This window comes from Planomicrobium soli (assembly GCF_003014655.1).
Classification (GTDB): domain Bacteria; phylum Bacillota; class Bacilli; order Bacillales_A; family Planococcaceae; genus Planococcus; species Planococcus soli_B.
Window position 1 is genome coordinate 376,412 of the sequence record NZ_PYAT01000002.1, and the last position, 20,935, is coordinate 397,346.

Sequence of the window (20,935 nt, forward strand, 5' to 3'; positions counted from 1 at the left end):
GCTTAGTAGTCCATTTTCCACATGTATCTTCTGACGGACAATGGGTGGCCAGTATGTTCTGCTAAGCCGTCTGCGTACAATCGCAGTACAAAGCCTGTGATCGCCGGGCCGAAGTATTCTTTCAAGTCTTCGTCAATTCCATCGTAATTCAAAGTTGCGATATCCACCACTTCAACTTTATCGCTGAACTTCTCGACAAAATCGATTGCGCGCTGATCAAGCGGACGGCTGGATCCTTCGCCTTTCACGACTAAGAAAGGAACATCGTAATCTGTGATTTCAAATGGTCCATGGAAGAATTCGCCTGAATGGATTGCGTTTGAGTGAATCCACAACATTTCCATCAACAGGCAGCTTGTGAACGAATACGCGTGGTGAATATACGCACCGCTTGCCATTGTGTAAATGATTTTTTCGCGTTTGTTTTTCTTCCCAAACTCGTTGGCGGCTTCTGCAAACTGCTGTTGATTTTTTTCGATCAGGTTTCCTAAGTTCGGCAACTGATTTACAACGCGCTTGTATTTTTCGTTAGGCGATAACGCATTTAATAGTTCAAAGATCAATGTATAGAAAATGCCAGCTTCGCCATCAATAGCGTCTGAACCATCTTTATAGTTGTAATGAACAAGATGCTCAGCAGCCTGAGCTAGCGGAGATTCGGCCTCCATGGAAATTGCTACAGTCACGGCGCCTTTTGCTTTAGCAAAGCTTGCTGCTTCTACAGTTTCCGGAGTTGTTCCTGAATGGGAGCGCAAAATCACCAAGCTGTTCTCACCAAGTGATTTAGGAGCGCGGTGGATGAACTCGTTAGAAGTATATACAAAGCTTGGAGTTTCAATTTCTTTGCTTAAGAAGTATTCTCCGAAAGATAATGAGGCCATTGAACCGCCACATGCCACAAAGTATACATTTTCGATTTTCTTGGCATTTACTGCATCAATTACTGCCGATATTTGAGCCGCATGTTCCGGTTTCATCTCTACCCCTTGAACACTTTTAGCTTCTGTTGTACCTACCGCTTCTTCGATTAATGTTCCTTGATCTTGTTTCATTCTAGCACCTCCATTATTTATAACGTCATATGACGTTATATTAAATAATATTATATGTCTGACTATTTGAAATAGTCAATACTTTTTAAAAATAAATTTCATATAGTGTAGAAAGCTTGATACAACAGGCTTTTAAAGATGAAAAAACATGTTCGTTAAACAGGAGACACAAGAAAACCCCGTATCAGAAGACATGATGTCTAACAATACGAGGTTATATCACCGGTTTGGATTCTATGATCTCTTTCGGTCACTTTTTTACTTTTACATGATTTAATTCGTTTTCTACATGAACTGTTGAACTTCTTACATGACGAACCAAGCTTCCTATCGGCACTTTTCGGATTCTTTCAGTGAAATCTATTCACCTACCACAGAAAATAGCTTGCGCCGTAATACAAGCAGCCGATTACAATAAGCGCAACAATTGTATTCACCACGACCGGTGGAACTTTCAGCATGGACAAAACTGCTCCAACAAGCCATGCAGTTGCTCCTATTCCGATCACAAAGATAAACATGGCGATAGCCATTTCGTTATACACAGAAGTATCAATCTCCGAAAAATCGATTTTCATCTTTTCTCCTCCTGCAGTCAGTAGTGGAAGAAAGAACCGTTTCAAGAAAATAAAAACGCAACCCTTACTGCGACAAGGATTGCATCTCTATCTACTTTCTTATTTCCGGTACTTAATGGCCAAGCCTTTCAAGAAGTTCCGCGCATACCGGTCTCCGCAAATGCTGTAATTCTTATGTCCCTGCTTTCTCAGCATCGCGCTCATCTCGCTTTTCGTTACCGTCACCCCGGCAAGCTGCAGAATCTCCAGCATGTCTTCGCCCGTCAGCTGCAAGGCAATCTTCACTTTCTTCAGCAGCAAGTTTTTGGAAGGCTCGTTTGTCAGCGGCGGTGTTGCTGGCTGTCCGGGCTTCGGCTCTTGCCAGCCGCGCTTGAAAATGATCAGTCCGTTCAAGAACGATTCGAACATGGCATTGTCCGCTTTGATATGGTCCTCGTTTACAGGTTCATCCCAGATTCCATCCGCTTCGTCATCACTCTCCGGCGATTTCGTCAGCACCTTCAGCACTTCTTCTTTCGAGAGGTCAATCCCGCCAAGCTTGAAGATTTCCACCATATCGTTGTTTTTTATATCCAATGCATAGCGCAATCTGATTAATAAATCGTTGTTGTCCATAAAAGAACCTCCTGTTGAACTTAGTTATATCTGATAGTGATTCATCCTTAATGATAGCACATATGAAAAAGGTTATTCTCCAGCTGCAAGCGAAAAAATTTCAATGGAAAAAGGCATTGATCTTCAGTATGTAGAATAAAACAGCTAGCGGAAAAAGTAACAGGCACTGTACCATTAACTTTTCCGCAAAGAACAAAGGGGGATTTCTTGTGGAAGAAAAAGTTCATCCGGATTTAAAAGCTATGTTCTCAGTTTTGCCAGCAGCACCGCTTACTCCCGAAACGCTGGAAATGGTAAGAAGCACGTTGAACGAAATGACCTTGGCCAACCCAAAACAACATGATGCGGTTTCAACAATAGATAGATTCATACCTGGCCCTCCCGGCAATCCTGAAGTCCGCGTCAGAATATATGAGCCGGTCTCGAAACATGAAAAGATGCCAGGGCTCCTATGGATACATGGCGGCGGTTACATAATCGGCATTCCGGAAATGGATGATGCATTGTGCCAGCGATTTGCACTAGAAGCTGAATGTATCGTCGTATCGGTCGATTATCGCCTTGCACCGGAAACGCCTTTTCCGGGACCTGTGGAAGACTGTTATGCAGCGTTGAAATGGTTTGCTGAACATGCCGATGAATTGGGTGTTGATGCTTCCCGTATCGCAGTGGCCGGCGCCAGTGCCGGTGGTGGATTGACAGCAGCTGTTTCGTTATTGGCCAGAGAACGAAAAGGCCCGGACATCTCTTTCCAGATGCCTCTTTATCCAATGATCGATGACCGCATCATCACCAAATCAAGCCATGAAATATCCGACGAGCGCGTCTGGAATAAAGAAAAAAATATTCATGGCTGGTCAGCGTATTTGGGATCGAGTTACGGAGGACAAGTCTCGCCATTCGCCGCTCCCGCCCGCGCTGAATCGCTCGAAGATCTTCCGCCTACTTATACATGTGTCGGCGACTTGGACCCTTTCCGCGATGAAACCCTGGAATACGTGACCAAACTAGCGCAGGCCGGTGTACCGACAGAATTCCATCTTTATCCCGGCTGTTTCCACGGATTTGATATGCTGGTGCCCGATGCCGGAATCAGCCAGCATGCTGCTGCACAATACGTGGATGCTGTAAAACGCGCGTTCCAAAAATAAAAAACACGCTATCGGTCCCTTAAACCGATAGCGTGTTTCCTTTAGTTGATGCCAAGTCTTTCCGCATAAAATGGAGCGAAGCTTCTAGTCAGCTTGCCTCTCATCTTTTGACAACCCGTTCAATATGTATTGTCAAATAAAGCATTTCATCGTTGGTCAATCCATGGCCATATTCCTTCTTGATGTATTCCTTGATTTTTTCCGTGCATCTTGCCGCGTCTTTGTGCTTTTCCTTGACCATATTGAACAAGTAATCATCCGAACCTTCGTAATGCGTTCCTTTGAAAATGCGTTGGGCGAAAAATTTCAGGTGTGTGATAAAGCGCATATAATTCAAGGAATCTTCTTCAAATTCCACTTTGAAATGATATTTGACAATAGTAATAATTTGGTGGATAAACTTTGTAATGTTCAGGGTGTTCGACACATCTTCATTCATCTCTGCGTTGATCAAATGGATGGCAATAAAACCTGCTTCGTCCTCGGATAAAGTGACATTAAACTTTTCATTTATATGCTCTACCGCTTTGACGCCGACGAGAAACTCTTCTTTATAAAGCTGTTTAACTTCCCATAACAAGGCATTCTTGATTTCAATGCCGTCACGCAACCGCTCCAGCGCAAAATTGATATGGTCTGTTAAAGAAACATAAATGTTTTCATTCAATTTCTTGTTTAGCGTATTTTTTGCATACGTTATAATTTCTTCAACAACCATCATGAGATCAACCGGCACTTCCCGAAGGAGCATTTTAAAATTATCGGATGTTTCTTTGTTTTTTAACTCAAATACTTTTTGGATTTTTTCCTGATCTACTTCTTCGCCCGTTTTCTTCTGAAAAGCAAGGCCTTTCCCCATTATCACCAGTTCTGAACCATCCGACTGCAGCACGCTAATCACGTTATTATTAATAACCTTGGCTATTTTCATGGTTTCACCCCTGTTCTTTCTCTATCCAATACAAAGAACCCAAGCCGCACTAATAAGGATAAAATCAATGTGATTTTAACCGGTTAGCGACTTAGGTTTTGCCTGCATTATCAGTAACAATCCTATTCACAGCCTATTAATTTAAACTTAGTATATCTGTGCCTTCAAGACTTGTCAACGCTTCCAAAACCGTCTTTTCCACACAAAAAAACGGAAATCCCGAAACCAGGGATTCCCGCTTTTTGCCTTAGCTGTTCAAAGGACTTTTATGTTCCAAATCTTGTCCGTTCGATTTGATCACATTCTTGTACCAGCCGAAACTTTTCTTTTTGATTCTTGTTAACGAACCGTTTCCTTCATTGTCCCGATCCACATAAATATAGCCATAGCGTTTTTTCATTTCTCCGGAGGAAGCACTGACAATATCGATCGGCCCCCAGCTGGTATAACCGATAATTTCAACGCCGTCTTCGATCGCTTCACCCATTTCAGCGATGTGCTGTTTCAAGTAATCGATTCGGTAATCGTCATTAATTTCACCTTCTGGCGTCACTTCATCAACTGCGCCCAGGCCGTTCTCCACAACGAATAGGGGTTTTTGGTAACGGTCATACAATTGGTTGGCGGTAATGCGGAAGCCTTTCGGATCGATTGGCCAGCCCCACTCTGACGCCGCTAAATAAGGGTTTCTGATAGAGGCGAAAACATTGCCGCCTGTCACGTTTTTGTTGACTTCCGGATCTGCACTTGTTGCGCGGCTTGAATAATAGCTGAAGCCGATATAATCCACTGTATGCTCTTTTAAAATCGCTGCATCTTCATCTTCCATCTCAATGGAGATATCATTGTCTTTGAAAAAGCGCTTCGCATAGCCAGGATATTCCCCGCGTGACTGCACATCAATGAAGAAGTAAGACTCACGGTCTTTCTCCATCCCCTGGAAAATATCTTCCGGATTGCACGTATAAGGGTAGACAGTTCCAGCAGCCAGCATACAGCCGATTTTGGCATCCGGAATCATTTCGTGGCAGGCTTTAACAGCCAATGCACTGGCAACCAATTGGTGATGGGCTGCCTGGTATTGGATCTGCTTTTTGTTTGCCCCTTCTCCGAAAGCAAGTCCTGCACCTAAGAATGGCAAATGAAGCAGCATATTGATTTCGTTAAACGTCATCCAATACTTTACTTTATCTTGGTAACGCGCAAACACTGTTTTTGCATAAGTCTCAAACAAACCGACAAGCTTGCGGCTCCGCCAGCTGCCGTATTTTTCGATCAAGTTCATCGGCACATCAAAGTGGGCAAGCGTTACAACCGGTTCAATGTTATTTCGGACCAATTCATCAAACAAGTCGTCATAGAATTGCAAACCCGCTTCATTCGGTGCTTCTTCTTCTCCGGTCGGGAAAATGCGCGACCAGGCAATTGAAACGCGAAGAGCCTTAAAGCCCATCTCAGCAAACAAGGCGATATCTTCTTTATAGCGGTGGTAGAAATCGATCGCTTCATGCGCCGGATAAAACTCGCCTTCCTGAGGAGTGAAAGAAGAAATGTTTCCTAGCATAGCGTCCATTCTTTTTTTCCCTGTCGGCAGTAAATCGACAATTGTTAAACCTTTGTTTCCTTCTAGATACGCGCCTTCCGTTTGGTTGGCAGCAATTGCCCCTCCCCATAGAAAGCCTTTTGGAAATGTATAATTCGACATAAAACCGCTCCTTTCAAATTGTGGACCAAAGAATACTGAGGAATTCCCCCTTCTTTTTGGCATGTAAAAATAAAAAACCCGGACAAATATGGACACACGGGTAGTGTGAACAAATTGGTCCAGGTTATGCCCTTAACGGTAACATTCCTCAGATATAATATAATCTAAATCTAGCAGTTCTTGTTAGCGCTGTCAATTTGGCAATCCCTTGCAAGAACTAGACGCGCTCTCCTAAGCCGGCAGGTCTAATCAAACATAAGCAGGCAGACTGACCCGCTTTCATTCTTCTATCCCTTCCAGCAGCAGCCGGATATTGGCGATATCATCCGCATGCTCTTCTTCGATAGCTTGTTTTTCTCTTTCCAGCACTTCAATGCCCATTTTGGCAAATTTCAAATGATTGCTGTATTCCTCGAATATTGTTCCTTGGCTCTTGCCCTTTTCTATCGCTGAATAAAACTTTTCCAAAGCAAGAAGTTTAGTCAGTTCTTTGTCGACATTTATTTGCTCTTCAGTGCTGATTGGGAAATCGTATGGGGTGTTGATTGTATAAATTTCATCGAGCGCTTTGTTCAATTTCTCATGATGCTCTTTCAAAAATTCATCCATGATTTCACCTCCTCTTTATCTATTCCATAGAGGAGGTGGGTTTTCCTGTCGCCTTGCACCAAACAAAAAACGGACAAGGATTCTGTTTGATACAGATTCCTTGTCCGTACTTATTGATTGATTTTATAATTCTTCGCCATTCGTCTGAATAACTTTTTTGTACCATTCGAACGAATCTTTCTTGGAACGCTCCATAGACCCGTTGCCTTCGTTATCGCGATCAACGTAAATCATGCCGTAGCGTTTTTTCATTTCGCCTGTTGTGAACGAGACGATATCGATGATTCCCCATGGCGTATAGCCCATCAAATCAACGCCATCATACGTGACTGCTTGTTCGAGTGCTTCGATATGGGATTTTAAATAATCAATTCGTTGAGCGTCATGGATCGAACCATCTTCTTCAACTGTGTCGATTGCGCCAAAGCCGTTTTCAACAATGAACAATGGAACCTGGTAGCGGTCGTAGAAACGGTTTAGCGTATATCTCAAACCTGTCGGATCGATTGCCCAGCCCCAGTCGCTCGATTTGATGTACGGATTTTCCACGCCGTTGCGCAGACCGCCGTTTACAATGTTTCCTGTATTTTCATTTTCCACATCGCTTTTTACAGTTGTGGACATGTAATAGCTGAAACCTAGGTAATCAACTTTACCATTTAAAAGAATTTCATCGTCCCCTGGCAAAAATGGAATGTTATAGCCTTCCCGCTCGAATTCCTTCAGTGCATAGCTTGGATAATAACCGCGCACGTGGACGTCCGGGAAGAAATAGCGCTGCCTCATTTCTTCTTCCGCTAGCATCACATCAGCCGGATTTGAAGAGTATGGGTAGATCGGCACGTGGGAAACCATGGCTCCAATCAGGAAATCCGGATTGATCGCTTTTCCTTTTGCCACAGCCAATGCGCTCGCAATCAGCTCGTGGTGCCCTGCTTGATACATCACTTCTTTTGCGTTTTCGCCTTCTTTTACAATGACGCCTGAATTTGTCCATAAGAATAGCGGGTTATGGACATCCATTTTGTTGTTGATCTCATTGAACGTCATCCAGTATTTCACTTTGCCTTTATAGCGGTCGAAGCAAACTTCGGAAAACTTGACGAAATAATCCACTACTTTACGGCTTCTGAATCCGCCATATTCTCTTGCCAAATGCAGCGGCATCTCGAAGTGGGAAAGTGTGATAACCGGTTCGATCCCATGCTTCAGCAATTCGTCAAAAACATTGTCATAAAATTGCAAGCCTTCTTCGCACGGCTCCGCTTCGTCGCCTTTCGGGAAGATACGGCTCCAAGCAATGGATGTCCGCAAACATTTTAATCCCATTTCGGCAAACAATGCGATATCTTCTTTGTATTTGCTGTAGAAGTCAATCGCTTCGTGGTTCGGATAAAACTTATCCGCTTCAATCGTTTCTGTAATTTCTCTTGGCACGCCGTGTGCGCCAGCTGTCATAACATCTACAACGCTCGGCCCTTTTCCGCCTTGGTTCCAGCCGCCTTCAAATTGGTGAGCGGCTAAAGCGCCGCCCCATAAAAAATCGTTTGGTAATTTTGCCATGTGATCTCTCTCCTTATTTTACGACTGTCAGCAATTTTTCGCCGACAATGCCGTCTAAGATATTTTCAACAATGATTTCTTTATAAGAATGTGTATTCGTGATAATGAGTGGCGTTGTTGTTTTGATGCCTTCTCTCTGAATAGCTTCTTTGTCGAACGTGATAAGCAAATCGCCTTTTTTGATCTTAGCGCCGTCTTCCACATGCAGCGTAAACGGTTTACCGTCCAGTTTCACGGTATCCAAACCGATGTGGGCAAGCAGTTCAACACCGGAGTTCGAACGCAAGCCGATTGCATGTTTTGTAAGGGCGATCATTACCACGGTTCCGTCGAACGGAGCATATAGTTTGTTGTCGAGCGGCTCAATAGCAACCCCTTGCCCCATTGCACCGGAGCTGAACACTTCGTCCGACACTTGTGAAAGCGGAACGATTTGGCCTCTTAATGGTGTAGCGATAGGTTCTTCATTTTCATAAGTACTAGCCGTTTCAGACTGGTCTTGTTCTTCTGCCGGATCTTCACCAACCACTTTTTTCACCGTATTTTCGCCAAACCCGAAGATTTGGATCAAGACGATCGGCAGAATAATGGCAATCGCTGCACCGATCAAGATTCCCCAAATAGAGGACGGGTATTCCGGACTGATTCCGTTGACAATGGTCAATGGTCCCGGCAATCCTGCATAAGCGAAATAATAAGGATTGAAGAAACTTGCTGTCATGGCTCCAACTGCGCCTGCGATGCTGCCGAAGATAAACGGTTTTTTAAACTTTAAGGTTACTCCATAAATAGCGGGCTCAGTGATCCCGAACAATCCGGTCACACCAGCTGACACACCTAATTTCTTTGTTTCCTGACTCTTCGCCTTGATGATAACACCTAGTACAGCGCCAATTTGCGCAATTACCGCAATCGTTTGGTAGGCCTGGAACGAATCACGGCCGTATAAGTCAAAGTTCGCCAATACCATTGGCGTGATTCCCCAATGGACGCCGAAAATAACAAGTACTTGCCACAATCCGCCGATAATGGCTCCAGCTACAATCGGTGCGTTTTCAGCTAAGAAGTTATAGCCATTCGCGATTCCGTTTGCCCCCATCGTTGAAAGCGGGCCAAGCACTAAAATGGTTAATGGAACCATAATAATTAAACATAGGAACGGAACAAACAATGGACGAACGATTTCGTGTATGCGTTTATTCAAGAAGCGTTCTAAATAAGACAAGAGCCATACTAGAATCAGAGGCGGCAATACAGATGAAGTGTACACCGTCTGAGATAGCGCCATGCCTAAGAACGTAATGTTTTCTCCCGCTGCAATTCTTCCGGCCATCTCTGCCCAAGTCGGGCTGACCAGCGCAGCACTAGCAGCAACAGCTATATATGGATTGGTTTTAAAGTGGTTCGCTGCTGTTATAGCAATGAAAATCGGTAAGAACGTAAACGGCGCCCATGAGATGAAACTGAATACTTCATAAGTGCCTGTTCCTGAAAAACCAGGGAATAGCAAATTGATTAAAATCAGCAAGCCCTGCAAGATACCGGCTGCTGCCAGGATATAAACAAACGGCGCAAAAACAGCGGACATTGTCGCAATAACACGGTTTACAATGGTTCCTTTGTTTTCACTTACGTCGTTCGTTGTATCGAGCTTGACTAAACTTGAAAACTCTTCAAAAACTTCTCCGACGTGCTGGCCGATAACAACTTGAAATTGTCCACCGGTCTCCACTACTGTGATAACACCGGGCATTTCTGAAACAGCTGCTTTAGCTTCCGGCTTGGAACGTTTTAGAACAATTCTCAATCTTGTTGCACAGCGCGTAGCACTTACAACGTTCTCTTCCCCGCCTACAGCTTCCAATATATCTTTTGCAAGTTTAGAATAATCTCTGATTTTCGCGGCCACTTTTAGCCCCCCTTTTTTGTCTACGTTTTCATTATAAATTGTACCGGTACAATTTATCAAGTACGAAACAAAATAATTAGCAATTAATAATTTGATTGGGTGAGCTTTTGAATAGCATATGTTATAATTTTGTTATTCTATTAGCCAAATAAATCGAAGAGGAATGCCATATGTTAAAATACCAGCACATCGCAGATGCACTTGAGAAGTACATTGAAGAGCACGAACTTCAACAAGGAGACAAGCTGCCCGTATTGCAAGATTTGATGAACCAGTTTGGAGTAAGCAAAAGCACGGTCACGAAAGCGTTGGAGTTGCTGGAGACAAAAGGGGTAATCTTTCAAGTTAGAGGAAGCGGAATTTTTGTAAGAAGGCATAAACGAAAAGGATACATTAGCCTCCTTTCCACTAAAGGTTTTAAAAAGATTTTGGAAGACTTTCAGATAACGTCAAAAGTAATCGAATTGGATATACGGAAACCGACGACCGAAGCCGCTCTCAATTTGAATGTGGGGCTCGATGAAGATGTCTATTACGTAAAAAGGATCCGTTATATCCATGGGCAGTCGCTCTGCTTGGAAGAATCGTATTTTAATAAATCAGTCATCACGTATTTGAACAATGAAATTATCAATGAATCAATCTTTCATTACATCACCGAAGGGCTGGGGCTGAACGTCGGTTTTACGGATATGTTCCTTCACGTCGATAAGTTGACCGAAGAAGAAGCGGACTATTTAGGATTGGAAAAAGGCGATCCAAAGCTATACGTTGAGTCGATCTTCCATTTAACAAATGGCCAGCCATTCGACTTTTCCAAAGTGACGTACAATTATGTGCAGTCGCAATTTTTTGTCCAGGCGGTTTTGTAGAAGATTTAGTAGAGCTTTAGAGTTGTGGCTGACGGTCATTTCGGGGGACGCTTTCCGCGGGCGGTCCGTAAGCCTCCTCCATTCCCATCAGCTAGTTTTATAGAGACTCTAAAAAGTGCATAAAGAAAAAGCACCAATTCCCTCATACCGGAATTGGTGCTTTTCTTATTTACTTCGCACCGCGTGATTCTTTTGGCGGTTGGCATACGTCGCATTTGCGTTGGTTGTTTTTGTTGAACTTTGTAAATGTTTTTTCAAAATTGTTGCCGCAAGAGCATTTGAATAGCAGCTTTTGAGAGAAACCATGGTATTCCGTTGACAGCAATTTGCTATCGGAGTTTTTCTCGACAAATTTTTGAATCTCAGCGTATGTCCATCGTTTATTCATTCTGTTACACCTCTATATTTTATTGGTAGGCGGAGGCTAAGCGTCCGTTCAATTATGAGCAAAAGTCGTAATTATCCTAAGTGCCTTATTATAGCACGGGTAGAGGTATAGTGAGAAATCTAATTTAACTCTATCTTACAAGAGGAATTGAACCCTTCTTTATCTCTTTCTGATTATAAAAGCTGCCGACACCAGTCGACAGCTTCCGAATTGCCAAATGCTATTTTTCCGCTTTAATATGTGCGGCAACACTATCATTTCTATAAGTCACAGTCACTTTGTAACCGTCAGCCGTTACGTTGTTGAACTTGCCTTTCACTTTGTCGGCAGTCATCAGCGTAATATTGTTGCCCTTTCCGATTTCATAATCTGAGAGGTCCAAGTTCAAGTTTCCACCTTCAAGATATACTAAACCATCCACATTTACTTGGCTATTGCCGTCACTCATTTTTATGTCTAGGTTTCCGGCTTCCATCGTTAAGTTGCCGTTCAACTGTAACGGTCCATCCGCATCCACTAGAACTGTACCATTTTCTACATACAGATCGCCTTTTCCGAAAGCGGTCGCAGAAGCAGCTTCGAGCGTTCCGCCCTGGAGCAAGGTTCCGCCTGAATAGCTGTTGTCTCCTGTCAACGTAAGGGTTCCTGTCCCTTTCTTTGTAAGCATACCGCTGCCAGTAATATCGTTTCTCCACCAGTCATGGGCATTGAATCTTCCTTTTGAAGCATCCATATCCACTGTTACATTGCTTAGGAACGCACCATAGCCATCAGCCGCTGTGACCAGATCCAGTCTTCCCCAACCGTTCGACTCGTCGATTACCGGATAGCCCGATTCGATTTCTGTCGTGTACAATACCTCTCGACGCTGCTCATCCGTCAAATACGGCTGGCGCGTTTCCAGTAAAACTTCCGCGCCTTTAGGAACAACAGGTGCCAACCCTTTTGCACCGGTTTGCGGCAATCCATAAGTCAGTTTTTCACGATAGAACGCTTTGTTCGCTTCGTGGTCTTCCCATTTTTCTTCATCGTATGCACTTTCAAAGGTATATTCCTCTGTTACCGTATGCGCATATTCGTACAAGTCCATTCCTTTTGATTTGGCCAATTCGCCGAATACTTCTCCAGCGTTTTCATAAGCTTTATCCAATACCTCTTGGTTTTCTGCAAGGTTGTATGCATAGGCAGTCATGGCAGTGGACTGGATTCTTGCGCCGATCACATCAAGCGGCGAGTGCATACCGGCCACGATTCGGTTTTCCCCCATTTGAGCGGCTCTTGTTAAAAATTCTGCATACCGCTCCGGTGTCGCATAAGCAAATCCGAATGTCGACAAGTAGGATGCACTTGTATGGCCGCTTGGGAATGCACCATCCTTTCCTCTGCCGTCTTCCGCTTTTCTTTTCACATATTCCAAAGCTGGAATGACTTCCACAGCTGTTTCATATTGTTGGAAATGTTTTTCCCCTGTTTCTTTTTTACCGCCTGATGGCAATGCTTCTGATTTGTTTGTGCCGCTGCCAAGGATTTCCCAAACAGGCAGTCCGTTCGCATCAACAATTTCTTTTACTTCGCCATTTGAATTCATCCGGTAGGGTCTTGGAGAAGAATAGAAATACTTCGAAGGGTTTGACGAAGCTGGGCTCCGGAACCGGATCAAATGCACCAAATCCATTGCATCTGATAGTCTAGTTCCCTTCCATTGCCCCATCCCTTGGCTCTGGTCTTCAGCCGTCTCTTCTTCCAATACTTTATTCATATCCTCTGAAGATCTTACGATGCTCGTTGTCGGGTTAACGATGTCTGCGTATGTATTTGCGAGTGGCCCGTAAGCTTCCATCATGCTGTAGATCTTGTCTCTTTGGTCATCGTAATAAGCCGCTAGCGCCTCTTCATCTGTTCTGTTTTGCGTCACGTCTTCCACGTATTTTATGTTGGCTTTCCATGTCGCTTTGTCTCTGATTTCTTCGTTTGCATAGGTTTTCTTTTCCGCCACAACTTTGGTCTTGTCGTTTTTATAGCCGTCAAAATAAACGGTAGGGCCGTCATCGTAGTTTGCACCCTTACCGTTTGCCCCTGGTTTCGTTAACGCTGTTCCGTCTCTCCAATCCTTTTGGTTCAGCGACCAGATGGAATCAAAACCATCCAAAATATGAATGAAAGGATTCGTCGCAGCGATATTCTTTAAAATAGGATCATTGGCATTTCCGCCATAATCTATTGCTGATAACTCTACTTCAGGAGCATCCACGTTTACTTCTTCAGAAGTCCCTTGCGGCTTTGAAGGTTTTGAACCCCCTTCTTTTTTCGAAGCTTTACTGGACTTGCTTGGGGATTCAACATGAGAGCCTTTGCCATGGCTTTGGATTGAAACAGCCTCATTTGCTACGGGCGTAGCAGCTTGAACAGGAAGTACAGAAGAACCAACGGATAGCGCTAGAAGTACTGCTACTGATTTCTTTTGAAAGTATTTCATACTTTTTATATTTCTCCTTTTCTGCTGCAAATTTTTAAATGCTTTATCTTCTCGTTAATCCACTATTCAAACCCTTAGGTACAATCTAAGAGATTGGATAATTATTAACCGCACAAATTTTAGTATAGAAAGTATATGTTAGTAGAATGTAGGAAGACTGTTAAAACTAAGTAAATTTATGGATTACGGTTAAAACTTTCTACCACAGTTTTTATAAGTATATCTACTGATTTTTTCAATTTCGGATAACACAATAAGCCCGCTACTAAATGTAACAGGTTCTCTTAAGAGGAAGGAAAGAAAGATTAACATTAATAATGACAATTAATTTGCTAAATAAAAAAGCATCGGTTTTTAGCACCGATGCTTTTTTCAAATATGTTTCATCGTAAAAAATCATGTATCCTGCTTCACAAAAATCAGAATCAAAAATGTTTTGCTTAGTTTTCCTAGCATTATATTATTGATTTTTTACAGGATGGTAATAGACATGCTCCGTATAATCTGTAATGATTCCATCTACACCTAAATCGAATAGACGAAAAGCTTGTTCTTGTGATCTTGAAGTGTAGGGATAAATTTCCATCCCAGCTTCATGAACATCACTAACTAATTCCTCTGTCACAATGTTCATAGTTGGATTGAAATAATCAGCATAAGCAGCGAATTGAGCTAATTGCTCTTCCGTTACATTTGCCCAACCTGCTCCAGCTAGAACGCCATGAGGGAGATTCGGCAAAAGTTCTTTGGATTTTTTCATGGATTCATGGTTAAAGGACTGCATGATAACTTTCCCGTTATTAGATTTATTCATATTTCTTTCAATCAAAGCATCCGCAATTTTCTCTTCTATTCCAGGATAAAGCTCTGGCGCCTTCAGCTCTATCAAAATACCGACCTTTCCACGAAACGCATCTAATACTTCCTCAAAGGTAGGAACCTGTTCACCAGCATAGGCTTCACTAAACCAGCTGCCCGCATCCAACTGCCTAATTTCCTCAAATGTTAAATTGCCCACTTTGCCAGTTCCATCTGTCGTACGATCTACAGTGGTGTCATGAATAACGACAAGTTCCCCATCTTTTGTCATTTGAACATCAATTTCAATATAGTCTGCTTTCATTTCAAACCCTTTTTGAAAAGCGCCCATCGTATTCTCAGGTGCATGTCCAGAAGCTCCACGATGCGCTACATTTATCATCTTTTGCTGTTCCTGTTTCGAAATGACCTTGCTTACTTCTCCGTGTTCAGCAGCAAGTGCAGGTCCAGTAAAGGTAGTCATCGCGATACTTACTGCTAAAATAGTACTCATTCGTTTCATTTAACCACTCCTTAGTTAGTCTCGACTTTATTATAAGTATAGAATATGTAGTGGTTATTAATTAATCATAAATAATTGTAAATAATTAGTATATTAACTTATTATTCCATTTGAAAAATATAAAAATAACCACCTCTCTAATTTACTGAGAAGTGGTTATTCCTATAGGAGCAACTTATAAATAAGACAACTTCACAAAATAGCCTGTGAAGAAAATTACAATACGCCGCCCATAGGGTTTACATTATGCAGGCCTGATTTCACCCAACCGCAATTCTCTGCTCAAAATCCTGCAGCAAAGCCCGCACTTCAGCCGTCGACTCCGTCTTCAGCAATTGGTTTCTGAGTTCATCGGCGTCCGGAATTTCACTGACATAAATCTTGAAAAAGCGGCGCAGCGGCCTGAATGGCAGCGGCTCTGATTCTGTTGAGTATTTATCATGCAAATCCAGTTGCAGCTTTAAGAGGTCGAGATATTCCTCGGCGCTGTGCTCTCGCGGCTCTTTTTCAAAGGCGAACGGATTCTGGAAAATCCCGCGTCCGATCATGACGCCGTCGATGCCATATTTCTCCGCAAGTTCCATGCCTGTTTGGTAATCGGGAATATCACCGTTGATGGTCAGAAGCGTATCCGGTGCCAGCTCATCTCTTAGGGCTTTGATTTCCGGAATCAGTTCCCAATGGGCAGGCACAGCGCTCAATTCTTTTTTGGTGCGCAGATGAATCGAAAGGTTGGCAATGTCCTGCTTCAAGACATGTGACAGCCACCCTCTCCACTCATCGACATAGCTATAGCCAAGCCGGGTCTTTACACTGACCGGCAATCCGCCCGCTTTTGCCGCTTGGATGACTTCCGCCGCGTTATCTGGAAAGCGGATCATGCCGCTGCCTTTACCTTTCGTTGCCACGTTCGGCACTGGGCAGCCCATGTTGATATCGATTCCTTTAAAGCCTTGCTTCGCCAGTCCGATGCTCATTTCCCGGAACTGCTCGGGTTTATTTCCCCATATATGCGCCACAATCGGCTGTTCATCTTCTTCATACGTCAGGCGTCCATCCACTTCGAAGATCCCTTCCGGATTGCAATAACTTTCCGTATTCGTAAATTCCGTAAAAAACACATCTGGCCGTGCCGCTTTCGCCACCACTTTCCGGAAAACCACATTCGTGACCTCTTCCATCGGCGCCAGTATAAAAAACGGCCGCGGCAAATCGCGCCAAAAATTCTCTTTCATGTTCAACTTTCAACCCTTTCATTGCAAGATGAAGGTCAGCCCTTCATACAAAAACTTTTACTGTATCTATATTGAAAATAAAAAATAGTTGAGTCATCTTATTTTTTCTTAACCTTATCCAGTTTACATGAATTTTGCCTTTGTAGAAAGTGTTGGGCTTTAGACAGCCCTTTCCCAATTTTCTTCAAAACAACAAGCGCCAACCTCTTATTAGAGATTGGCGCTTGTTGCATTGAATGATCTGAGAAGCAACACCATCATTAAGTGATCATACTACCTCTCAATATACTCATATAAAAACGACTGTCCATCACGGTAAAAACGTGGATCGTATAACCCTAACCGTTTCCCATCATCCACTACGACAACAAAAGGCGACCATTGGTAAAGTGTTTTTGCTTCAGGACGTTGCGAGAATAAATAATCAAGATCCGCATCTTCCTTAGAAACTAAAACATATTGTTCTTTTTCTTTTTGGAACAGATTGTCCTGAAAAATAGTCACGGTATCGTCCTGTTTCGCAATGACTGAATAAGTCCAAGGGACAAAATTAGCAGAAAGAGCAACCTCATCATATTTTTCATCATACTGGTTATAGAGGAGGAACCCTTGAGTCGTTTGAATAATAAGGTGAAGGGTCATGAATACCCACGCCATTCTAAAGTAGTAAGGCGACTTTTGCTTGTTTTTTCTCGATAAAATAAAGGCAGTCCCCATAATGGCCCAGAATACCAGATCAACAATAGGAATGGTTCCGAAGGTAATTCGAGTGTTTAGAAAAGGCTCTAGATAACCCGTCCCCCAAGCATTGAACAGATCACTTGTATTATGAATAACCACAGCCAGCCATCCGAGAAAGAATAACCTTTTATCCTTTGTTTTGAAAATGGCCATACAAATCAAGAAGAGTACGGCTGCCCATAAGGGTGTCAGGAAAATAGAATGCGTAATGCCTCTATGCCACATCTGATATTGCCCTGTAGTATCCCATAAACGAGAAATAACATCTATATCAGGAATCAAGCTTGCCCCTACCGCTGTCACCAAAAAAGCGCGCTTTTCCTTTTTCTCCATATTTTTTTTATCCACTGTTCCGTACAATGTTAATCCGAATAAGGTATGCGTAATTGTATCCAAAATGCTGCCTCCAATATTTTCTTATCCTTGTATTAATGATTGTACTATAAACAGCAAAATAGGAGATTAAAATAGCCTTCATCTTTAAGGCGTATTTTAGAATGTTCAGGTATGAATAGAAAAACATCTCAAATCGATATGCGGCAACCAAGAAACAATGGCAAACTCAAATTCCGAGCTTCCGTTATTCATTACAGCCTAAAGCCGATTTCTTCTACTCATTCTCCTATAAACAAAAAGCGCCAACTCCTTATAGGAAGTTGGCGCTTTTAATTTATTGTAACGAGATTACATCATGCCGCCCATGCCGCCCATATCAGGCATGCCGCCCATTGGTGCTGCTGGTTCTGGGATGTCTGCTACGACTGCTTCAGTCGTTAGGAACATTGCCGCAACAGAAGCTGCGTTTTGAAGAGCTGAACGCGTAACTTTAGTCGGGTCAACGATTCCTTCAGTCAACATGTTTACCCATTCGCCGTTTGCAGCGTTAAAGCCGACTCCAGCTTCTTCTGATTTCAAGCGGTGAACGATAACAGATCCTTCAAGGCCAGCGTTTGTCGCGATTTGGCGAACCGGCTCTTCAAGTGCGCGAAGAACGATTCGTACGCCAGTTGCAACGTCGCCTGTTTCTGTCTCAAGAAGTTCAGCAACACGATTGTGGACGTTCGCTAGAGCCGTACCACCACCAGCTACGATTCCTTCTTCTACTGCTGCGCGAGTTGAGTTCAACGCGTCTTCGATGCGAAGTTTGCGCTCTTTCAATTCTGTTTCAGTAGCTGCTCCAACTTTGATCACTGCTACGCCGCCAGAAAGTTTCGCCAAGCGCTCCTGCAGTTTTTCTTTGTCGAATTCAGAAGTTGTTTCTTCCAATTGGCTGCGGATCTGGCCAACACGGGCAACGATTTTCTCAGTGTCGCCAGCGCCTTCAACGATTGTTGTATTTTCTTTCGATACGACAACTTTCGCTGCACGGCCAAGCTGCATAATGTTTGTTGATTTCAGGTCAAGGCCTAGGTCCTCAGTGATCACTTCAGCGCCAGTCAAGACTGCGATATCTTCAAGCATTGCTTTGCGTCGATCGCCAAATCCTGGAGCTTTAACTGCTACAGCATTGAACGTTCCGCGAAGTTTGTTGACAACAAGAGTCGCTAGCGCCTCTCCTTCAACATCTTCAGCAACGATCAACAAAGGCTTGCTTTGCTGTACCACTTGCTCAAGCACTGGAAGGATTTCCTGGATGTTGTTGATTTTCTTGTCAGTTACTAAGATGAATGGGTTATCAAGGACAGCTTCCATTTTCTCAGAATCCGTCACCATATATGGTGATTGGTAACCGCGGTCAAACTGCATCCCCTCAACTACGTCAAGTTCAGTTGTGAATCCGCGTGATTCTTCCAAAGTGATAACGCCGTCGTTGCCAACGCGCTCCATTGCTTCAGCAATCAACTTGCCGACTTCTTCGTCTCCAGATGAAATCGCTGCAACTTGTGCAATCGATTCTTTTCCTTCGATTTCTTTAGAAATCGCTTTTAGTTCGTTTACCGCTGATGCTACTGCAAGTTCAATCCCGCGGCGAATGCCTACTGGGTTTGCGCCAGCTGTAACGTTTTTCAAACCTTCGCGAATCATTGCCTGTGCAAGAACCGTTGCAGTTGTCGTACCGTCACCAGCGATGTCGTTTGTTTTTGAAGCCACTTCCGCAACCAATTTTGCGCCCATGTTTTCAAAAGCATTTTCAAGTTCGATCTCTTTCGCGATTGTTACACCGTCGTTTGTGATAAGCGGTGAACCGAATTTCTTCTCAAGAACAACATTGCGCCCTTTTGGCCCAAGTGTTACTTTAACCGCATCTGCTAATTTATCCACGCCTTTCAACATCAAACTGCGTGCATCTTCGCTGAACTTAATCTCTTTTGCCATTGTTAATATCCTCCTCTGTCTATTGAAAAAATATATGTTTTTATATTTTCTTACGTAATGATATGAAGCAAACCCGCGAAGACTCCCGCGGGAAAGCGAAGTGCCGAAATCCACTCGAGCCTTAAGCTCGAGTTAGTTCGGCGCAAGCCCGCAGGAAAGCGGAGCCGTTTTGCTGAATATCACCAGATGTTAATCTAAGAAAGAATCAGTATTAGCCTAAAACAGCCAAGATATCGTTTTCACGTAGGATTAAATATTCTTTGCCATCGTATTTCAATTCAGTACCTGCATATTTCGAGAAGATGATGCGATCGCCCTCTTGGACGTCCAATTCAGTACGCTGGCCGTTTTCACGGATAAGGCCATTACCAACAGCGATTACAGTGCCTTCTTGTGGTTTTTCCTGAGCCGAACCTGGCAGCACGATACCGCTTGAAGTTTTTTCTTCCGCTTCGATCAGTTCAATAATTACGCGATCTCCTAAAGGTCTCAACAATTGAAACACCCTCCTCAAATAATTTAAATATTCTACATTAGCACTCTCATGTCTTGAGTGCTAACCCAATACTCAGTTTAATAAAATCCACCCTCTTTTGCAAGCAAGAACATTTAATATTTACATATCTTTGCGCTCTCGTTTTTAAAGTTCTACAATAGAAACAGAGATGAAAGACGAAAGGATACGGATATGACAACAAACAGCACCCCTACAAAAACAAAACGATCCGCCAAACGGACCCCGCTTTATGTGCTGCTTATTTTTATTGCAGTGCAGTTATCACCTATTTTAGTGGTCGTTCCTACATTTAATTATTTTAGAAACCAAGGGCTTGATGAAAATACAGCACAAATCTCCACTTCCGGCTGGCTATTGGTCATTACCATGGCTATCGGGTTTCTCATCACATTGTTCGTCATCGCCCGCGACCGAAAGTTTTTTGATATTTGGAAAGGTAAGAAAACGAGCTACCCTATCGCCATCGGTTGGGGCTTGCTCGGGTTTTTAATGCTGTTGGTCGGCCAGACACTTGCCGCTTATATTGAAATGGCTATGGGCATCGACCCTGGCTCCGCAAATACACAGACCATTGTCACGATTGCCGAAGTGGTTCCGTTAGCCATTCTTGCAGTGGTGTTATTCGGACCGGTGCTTGAGGAATTGGTCTTCCGCCGCGTTGTCTTCGGCTCGCTCAATCAGACAACCAATTTCTTTTTCGCCACCGCTATCAGCGCCCTGATGTTTGCCTTGGTCCACATGGAATTTAGGCACTTGCTCTTGTACTTCACAACCGGCTTGGTACTCGCATTCTTATACCAAAAAACAAAGCGCATCATCACACCGATCATTGCCCATATCATGTTGAACGGCTATGTGATGCTCATTCAATTGAATATGGACAAAATCGAAGATTTCATCAGACAGATGGAAAACATCCAGCCATAATAAAAACCTTTCCCAAAGCGGGAAAGGTT

General features: G+C 43.3%; 18 protein-coding genes. 3 read left to right on the plus strand and 15 right to left on the minus strand.

Features of this window, described 5'->3' with window-relative positions; all coding sequences use genetic code 11:
• Positions 1 to 2: 2 nt before the first annotated feature.
• The 3 genes from B0H99_RS03995 to B0H99_RS04005 all read right to left on the minus strand — a co-directional run bounded on the left by B0H99_RS03995 (position 3) and on the right by B0H99_RS04005 (position 2,245).
• On the minus strand, positions 3 to 1,052 hold the full coding sequence (locus B0H99_RS03995; protein WP_245894376.1) for an SIS domain-containing protein: 1,050 nt from the start codon (positions 1,050 to 1,052) through the stop codon (positions 3 to 5).
• A gap of 368 nt (positions 1,053 to 1,420) precedes the next feature.
• Positions 1,421 to 1,630, minus strand: coding sequence for a hypothetical protein (locus B0H99_RS04000; protein ID WP_106532337.1), 210 nt, complete (start codon positions 1,628 to 1,630; stop codon positions 1,421 to 1,423).
• A 99-nt stretch (positions 1,631 to 1,729) separates the two neighbouring features.
• Positions 1,730 to 2,245 (minus strand): YehS family protein, encoded by a 516-nt coding sequence (locus tag B0H99_RS04005; RefSeq protein ID WP_106532338.1) that lies wholly within the window; start codon positions 2,243 to 2,245, stop codon positions 1,730 to 1,732.
• Between the two features lie 242 nt (positions 2,246 to 2,487).
• On the opposite strand from B0H99_RS04005, the gene B0H99_RS04010 reads away from it, so the two are divergent.
• Positions 2,488 to 3,396 (plus strand): alpha/beta hydrolase, encoded by a 909-nt coding sequence (locus B0H99_RS04010; protein WP_181313563.1) that lies wholly within the window; start codon positions 2,488 to 2,490, stop codon positions 3,394 to 3,396.
• A 100-nt stretch (positions 3,397 to 3,496) separates the two neighbouring features.
• Here B0H99_RS04010 and licT read toward each other — a convergent pair whose 3' ends face one another.
• From licT to B0H99_RS04035, 5 genes are all read right to left on the minus strand, one after another.
• Positions 3,497 to 4,327: a BglG family transcription antiterminator LicT gene (gene licT, locus B0H99_RS04015; RefSeq protein ID WP_106532340.1), complete on the minus strand. Its 831-nt coding sequence runs from the start codon at positions 4,325 to 4,327 to the stop codon at positions 3,497 to 3,499.
• 247 nt (positions 4,328 to 4,574) lie between these two features.
• Positions 4,575 to 6,032 (minus strand): 6-phospho-beta-glucosidase, encoded by a 1,458-nt coding sequence (locus B0H99_RS04020; RefSeq protein WP_106532341.1) that lies wholly within the window; start codon positions 6,030 to 6,032, stop codon positions 4,575 to 4,577.
• 279 nt (positions 6,033 to 6,311) lie between these two features.
• Entirely contained in the window at positions 6,312 to 6,641 is a 330-nt protein-coding gene (locus B0H99_RS04025) for a hypothetical protein (protein ID WP_106532342.1), read from the minus strand.
• 123 nt (positions 6,642 to 6,764) lie between these two features.
• On the minus strand, positions 6,765 to 8,204 hold the full coding sequence (bglA, locus tag B0H99_RS04030) for a 6-phospho-beta-glucosidase BglA (RefSeq protein ID WP_106532343.1): 1,440 nt from the start codon (positions 8,202 to 8,204) through the stop codon (positions 6,765 to 6,767).
• Between the two features lie 13 nt (positions 8,205 to 8,217).
• A complete protein-coding gene (locus B0H99_RS04035; protein ID WP_106532344.1) occupies positions 8,218 to 10,113 on the minus strand; it encodes a beta-glucoside-specific PTS transporter subunit IIABC in 1,896 nt (631 codons plus the stop codon).
• Between the two features lie 170 nt (positions 10,114 to 10,283).
• Here B0H99_RS04035 and B0H99_RS04040 point away from each other — a divergent pair, with 170 nt between their 5' ends.
• Positions 10,284 to 10,985 carry a GntR family transcriptional regulator gene (locus tag B0H99_RS04040; protein WP_106532345.1) on the plus strand — a complete coding sequence of 234 codons (702 nt, stop codon included), beginning with the start codon at positions 10,284 to 10,286 and terminating at the stop codon, positions 10,983 to 10,985.
• A gap of 169 nt (positions 10,986 to 11,154) precedes the next feature.
• Here B0H99_RS04040 and B0H99_RS04045 read toward each other — a convergent pair whose 3' ends face one another.
• The 7 genes from B0H99_RS04045 to groES form a co-directional block, all read right to left on the minus strand.
• The gene (locus B0H99_RS04045) at positions 11,155 to 11,373 is read right to left on the minus strand and encodes a hypothetical protein (RefSeq protein ID WP_106532346.1); all 219 of its coding nucleotides are present in this window, start codon (positions 11,371 to 11,373) and stop codon (positions 11,155 to 11,157) included.
• Between the two features lie 220 nt (positions 11,374 to 11,593).
• Positions 11,594 to 13,849, minus strand: a complete 2,256-nt coding sequence (locus B0H99_RS04050) for a phosphatase PAP2 family protein (protein ID WP_106532347.1) — start codon at positions 13,847 to 13,849, stop codon at positions 11,594 to 11,596.
• A 460-nt stretch (positions 13,850 to 14,309) separates the two neighbouring features.
• Positions 14,310 to 15,170, minus strand: a complete 861-nt coding sequence (locus B0H99_RS04055) for a glycerophosphodiester phosphodiesterase (protein WP_106532348.1) — start codon at positions 15,168 to 15,170, stop codon at positions 14,310 to 14,312.
• 260 nt (positions 15,171 to 15,430) lie between these two features.
• Positions 15,431 to 16,405, minus strand: coding sequence for a tRNA dihydrouridine synthase (locus B0H99_RS04060; protein WP_106532382.1), 975 nt, complete (start codon positions 16,403 to 16,405; stop codon positions 15,431 to 15,433).
• A gap of 273 nt (positions 16,406 to 16,678) precedes the next feature.
• Positions 16,679 to 17,542: a metal-dependent hydrolase gene (locus B0H99_RS04065; protein WP_106532349.1), complete on the minus strand. Its 864-nt coding sequence runs from the start codon at positions 17,540 to 17,542 to the stop codon at positions 16,679 to 16,681.
• A 288-nt stretch (positions 17,543 to 17,830) separates the two neighbouring features.
• Positions 17,831 to 19,462 carry a chaperonin GroEL gene (groL, locus tag B0H99_RS04070; RefSeq protein WP_106532350.1) on the minus strand — a complete coding sequence of 544 codons (1,632 nt, stop codon included), beginning with the start codon at positions 19,460 to 19,462 and terminating at the stop codon, positions 17,831 to 17,833.
• Between the two features lie 211 nt (positions 19,463 to 19,673).
• Positions 19,674 to 19,958 (minus strand): co-chaperone GroES, encoded by a 285-nt coding sequence (groES, locus tag B0H99_RS04075; RefSeq protein ID WP_106532351.1) that lies wholly within the window; start codon positions 19,956 to 19,958, stop codon positions 19,674 to 19,676.
• A gap of 192 nt (positions 19,959 to 20,150) precedes the next feature.
• Here groES and B0H99_RS04080 point away from each other — a divergent pair, with 192 nt between their 5' ends.
• On the plus strand, positions 20,151 to 20,906 hold the full coding sequence (locus B0H99_RS04080; RefSeq protein WP_106532352.1) for a CPBP family intramembrane glutamic endopeptidase: 756 nt from the start codon (positions 20,151 to 20,153) through the stop codon (positions 20,904 to 20,906).
• The last annotated feature ends 29 nt before the right edge of the window (positions 20,907 to 20,935 follow it).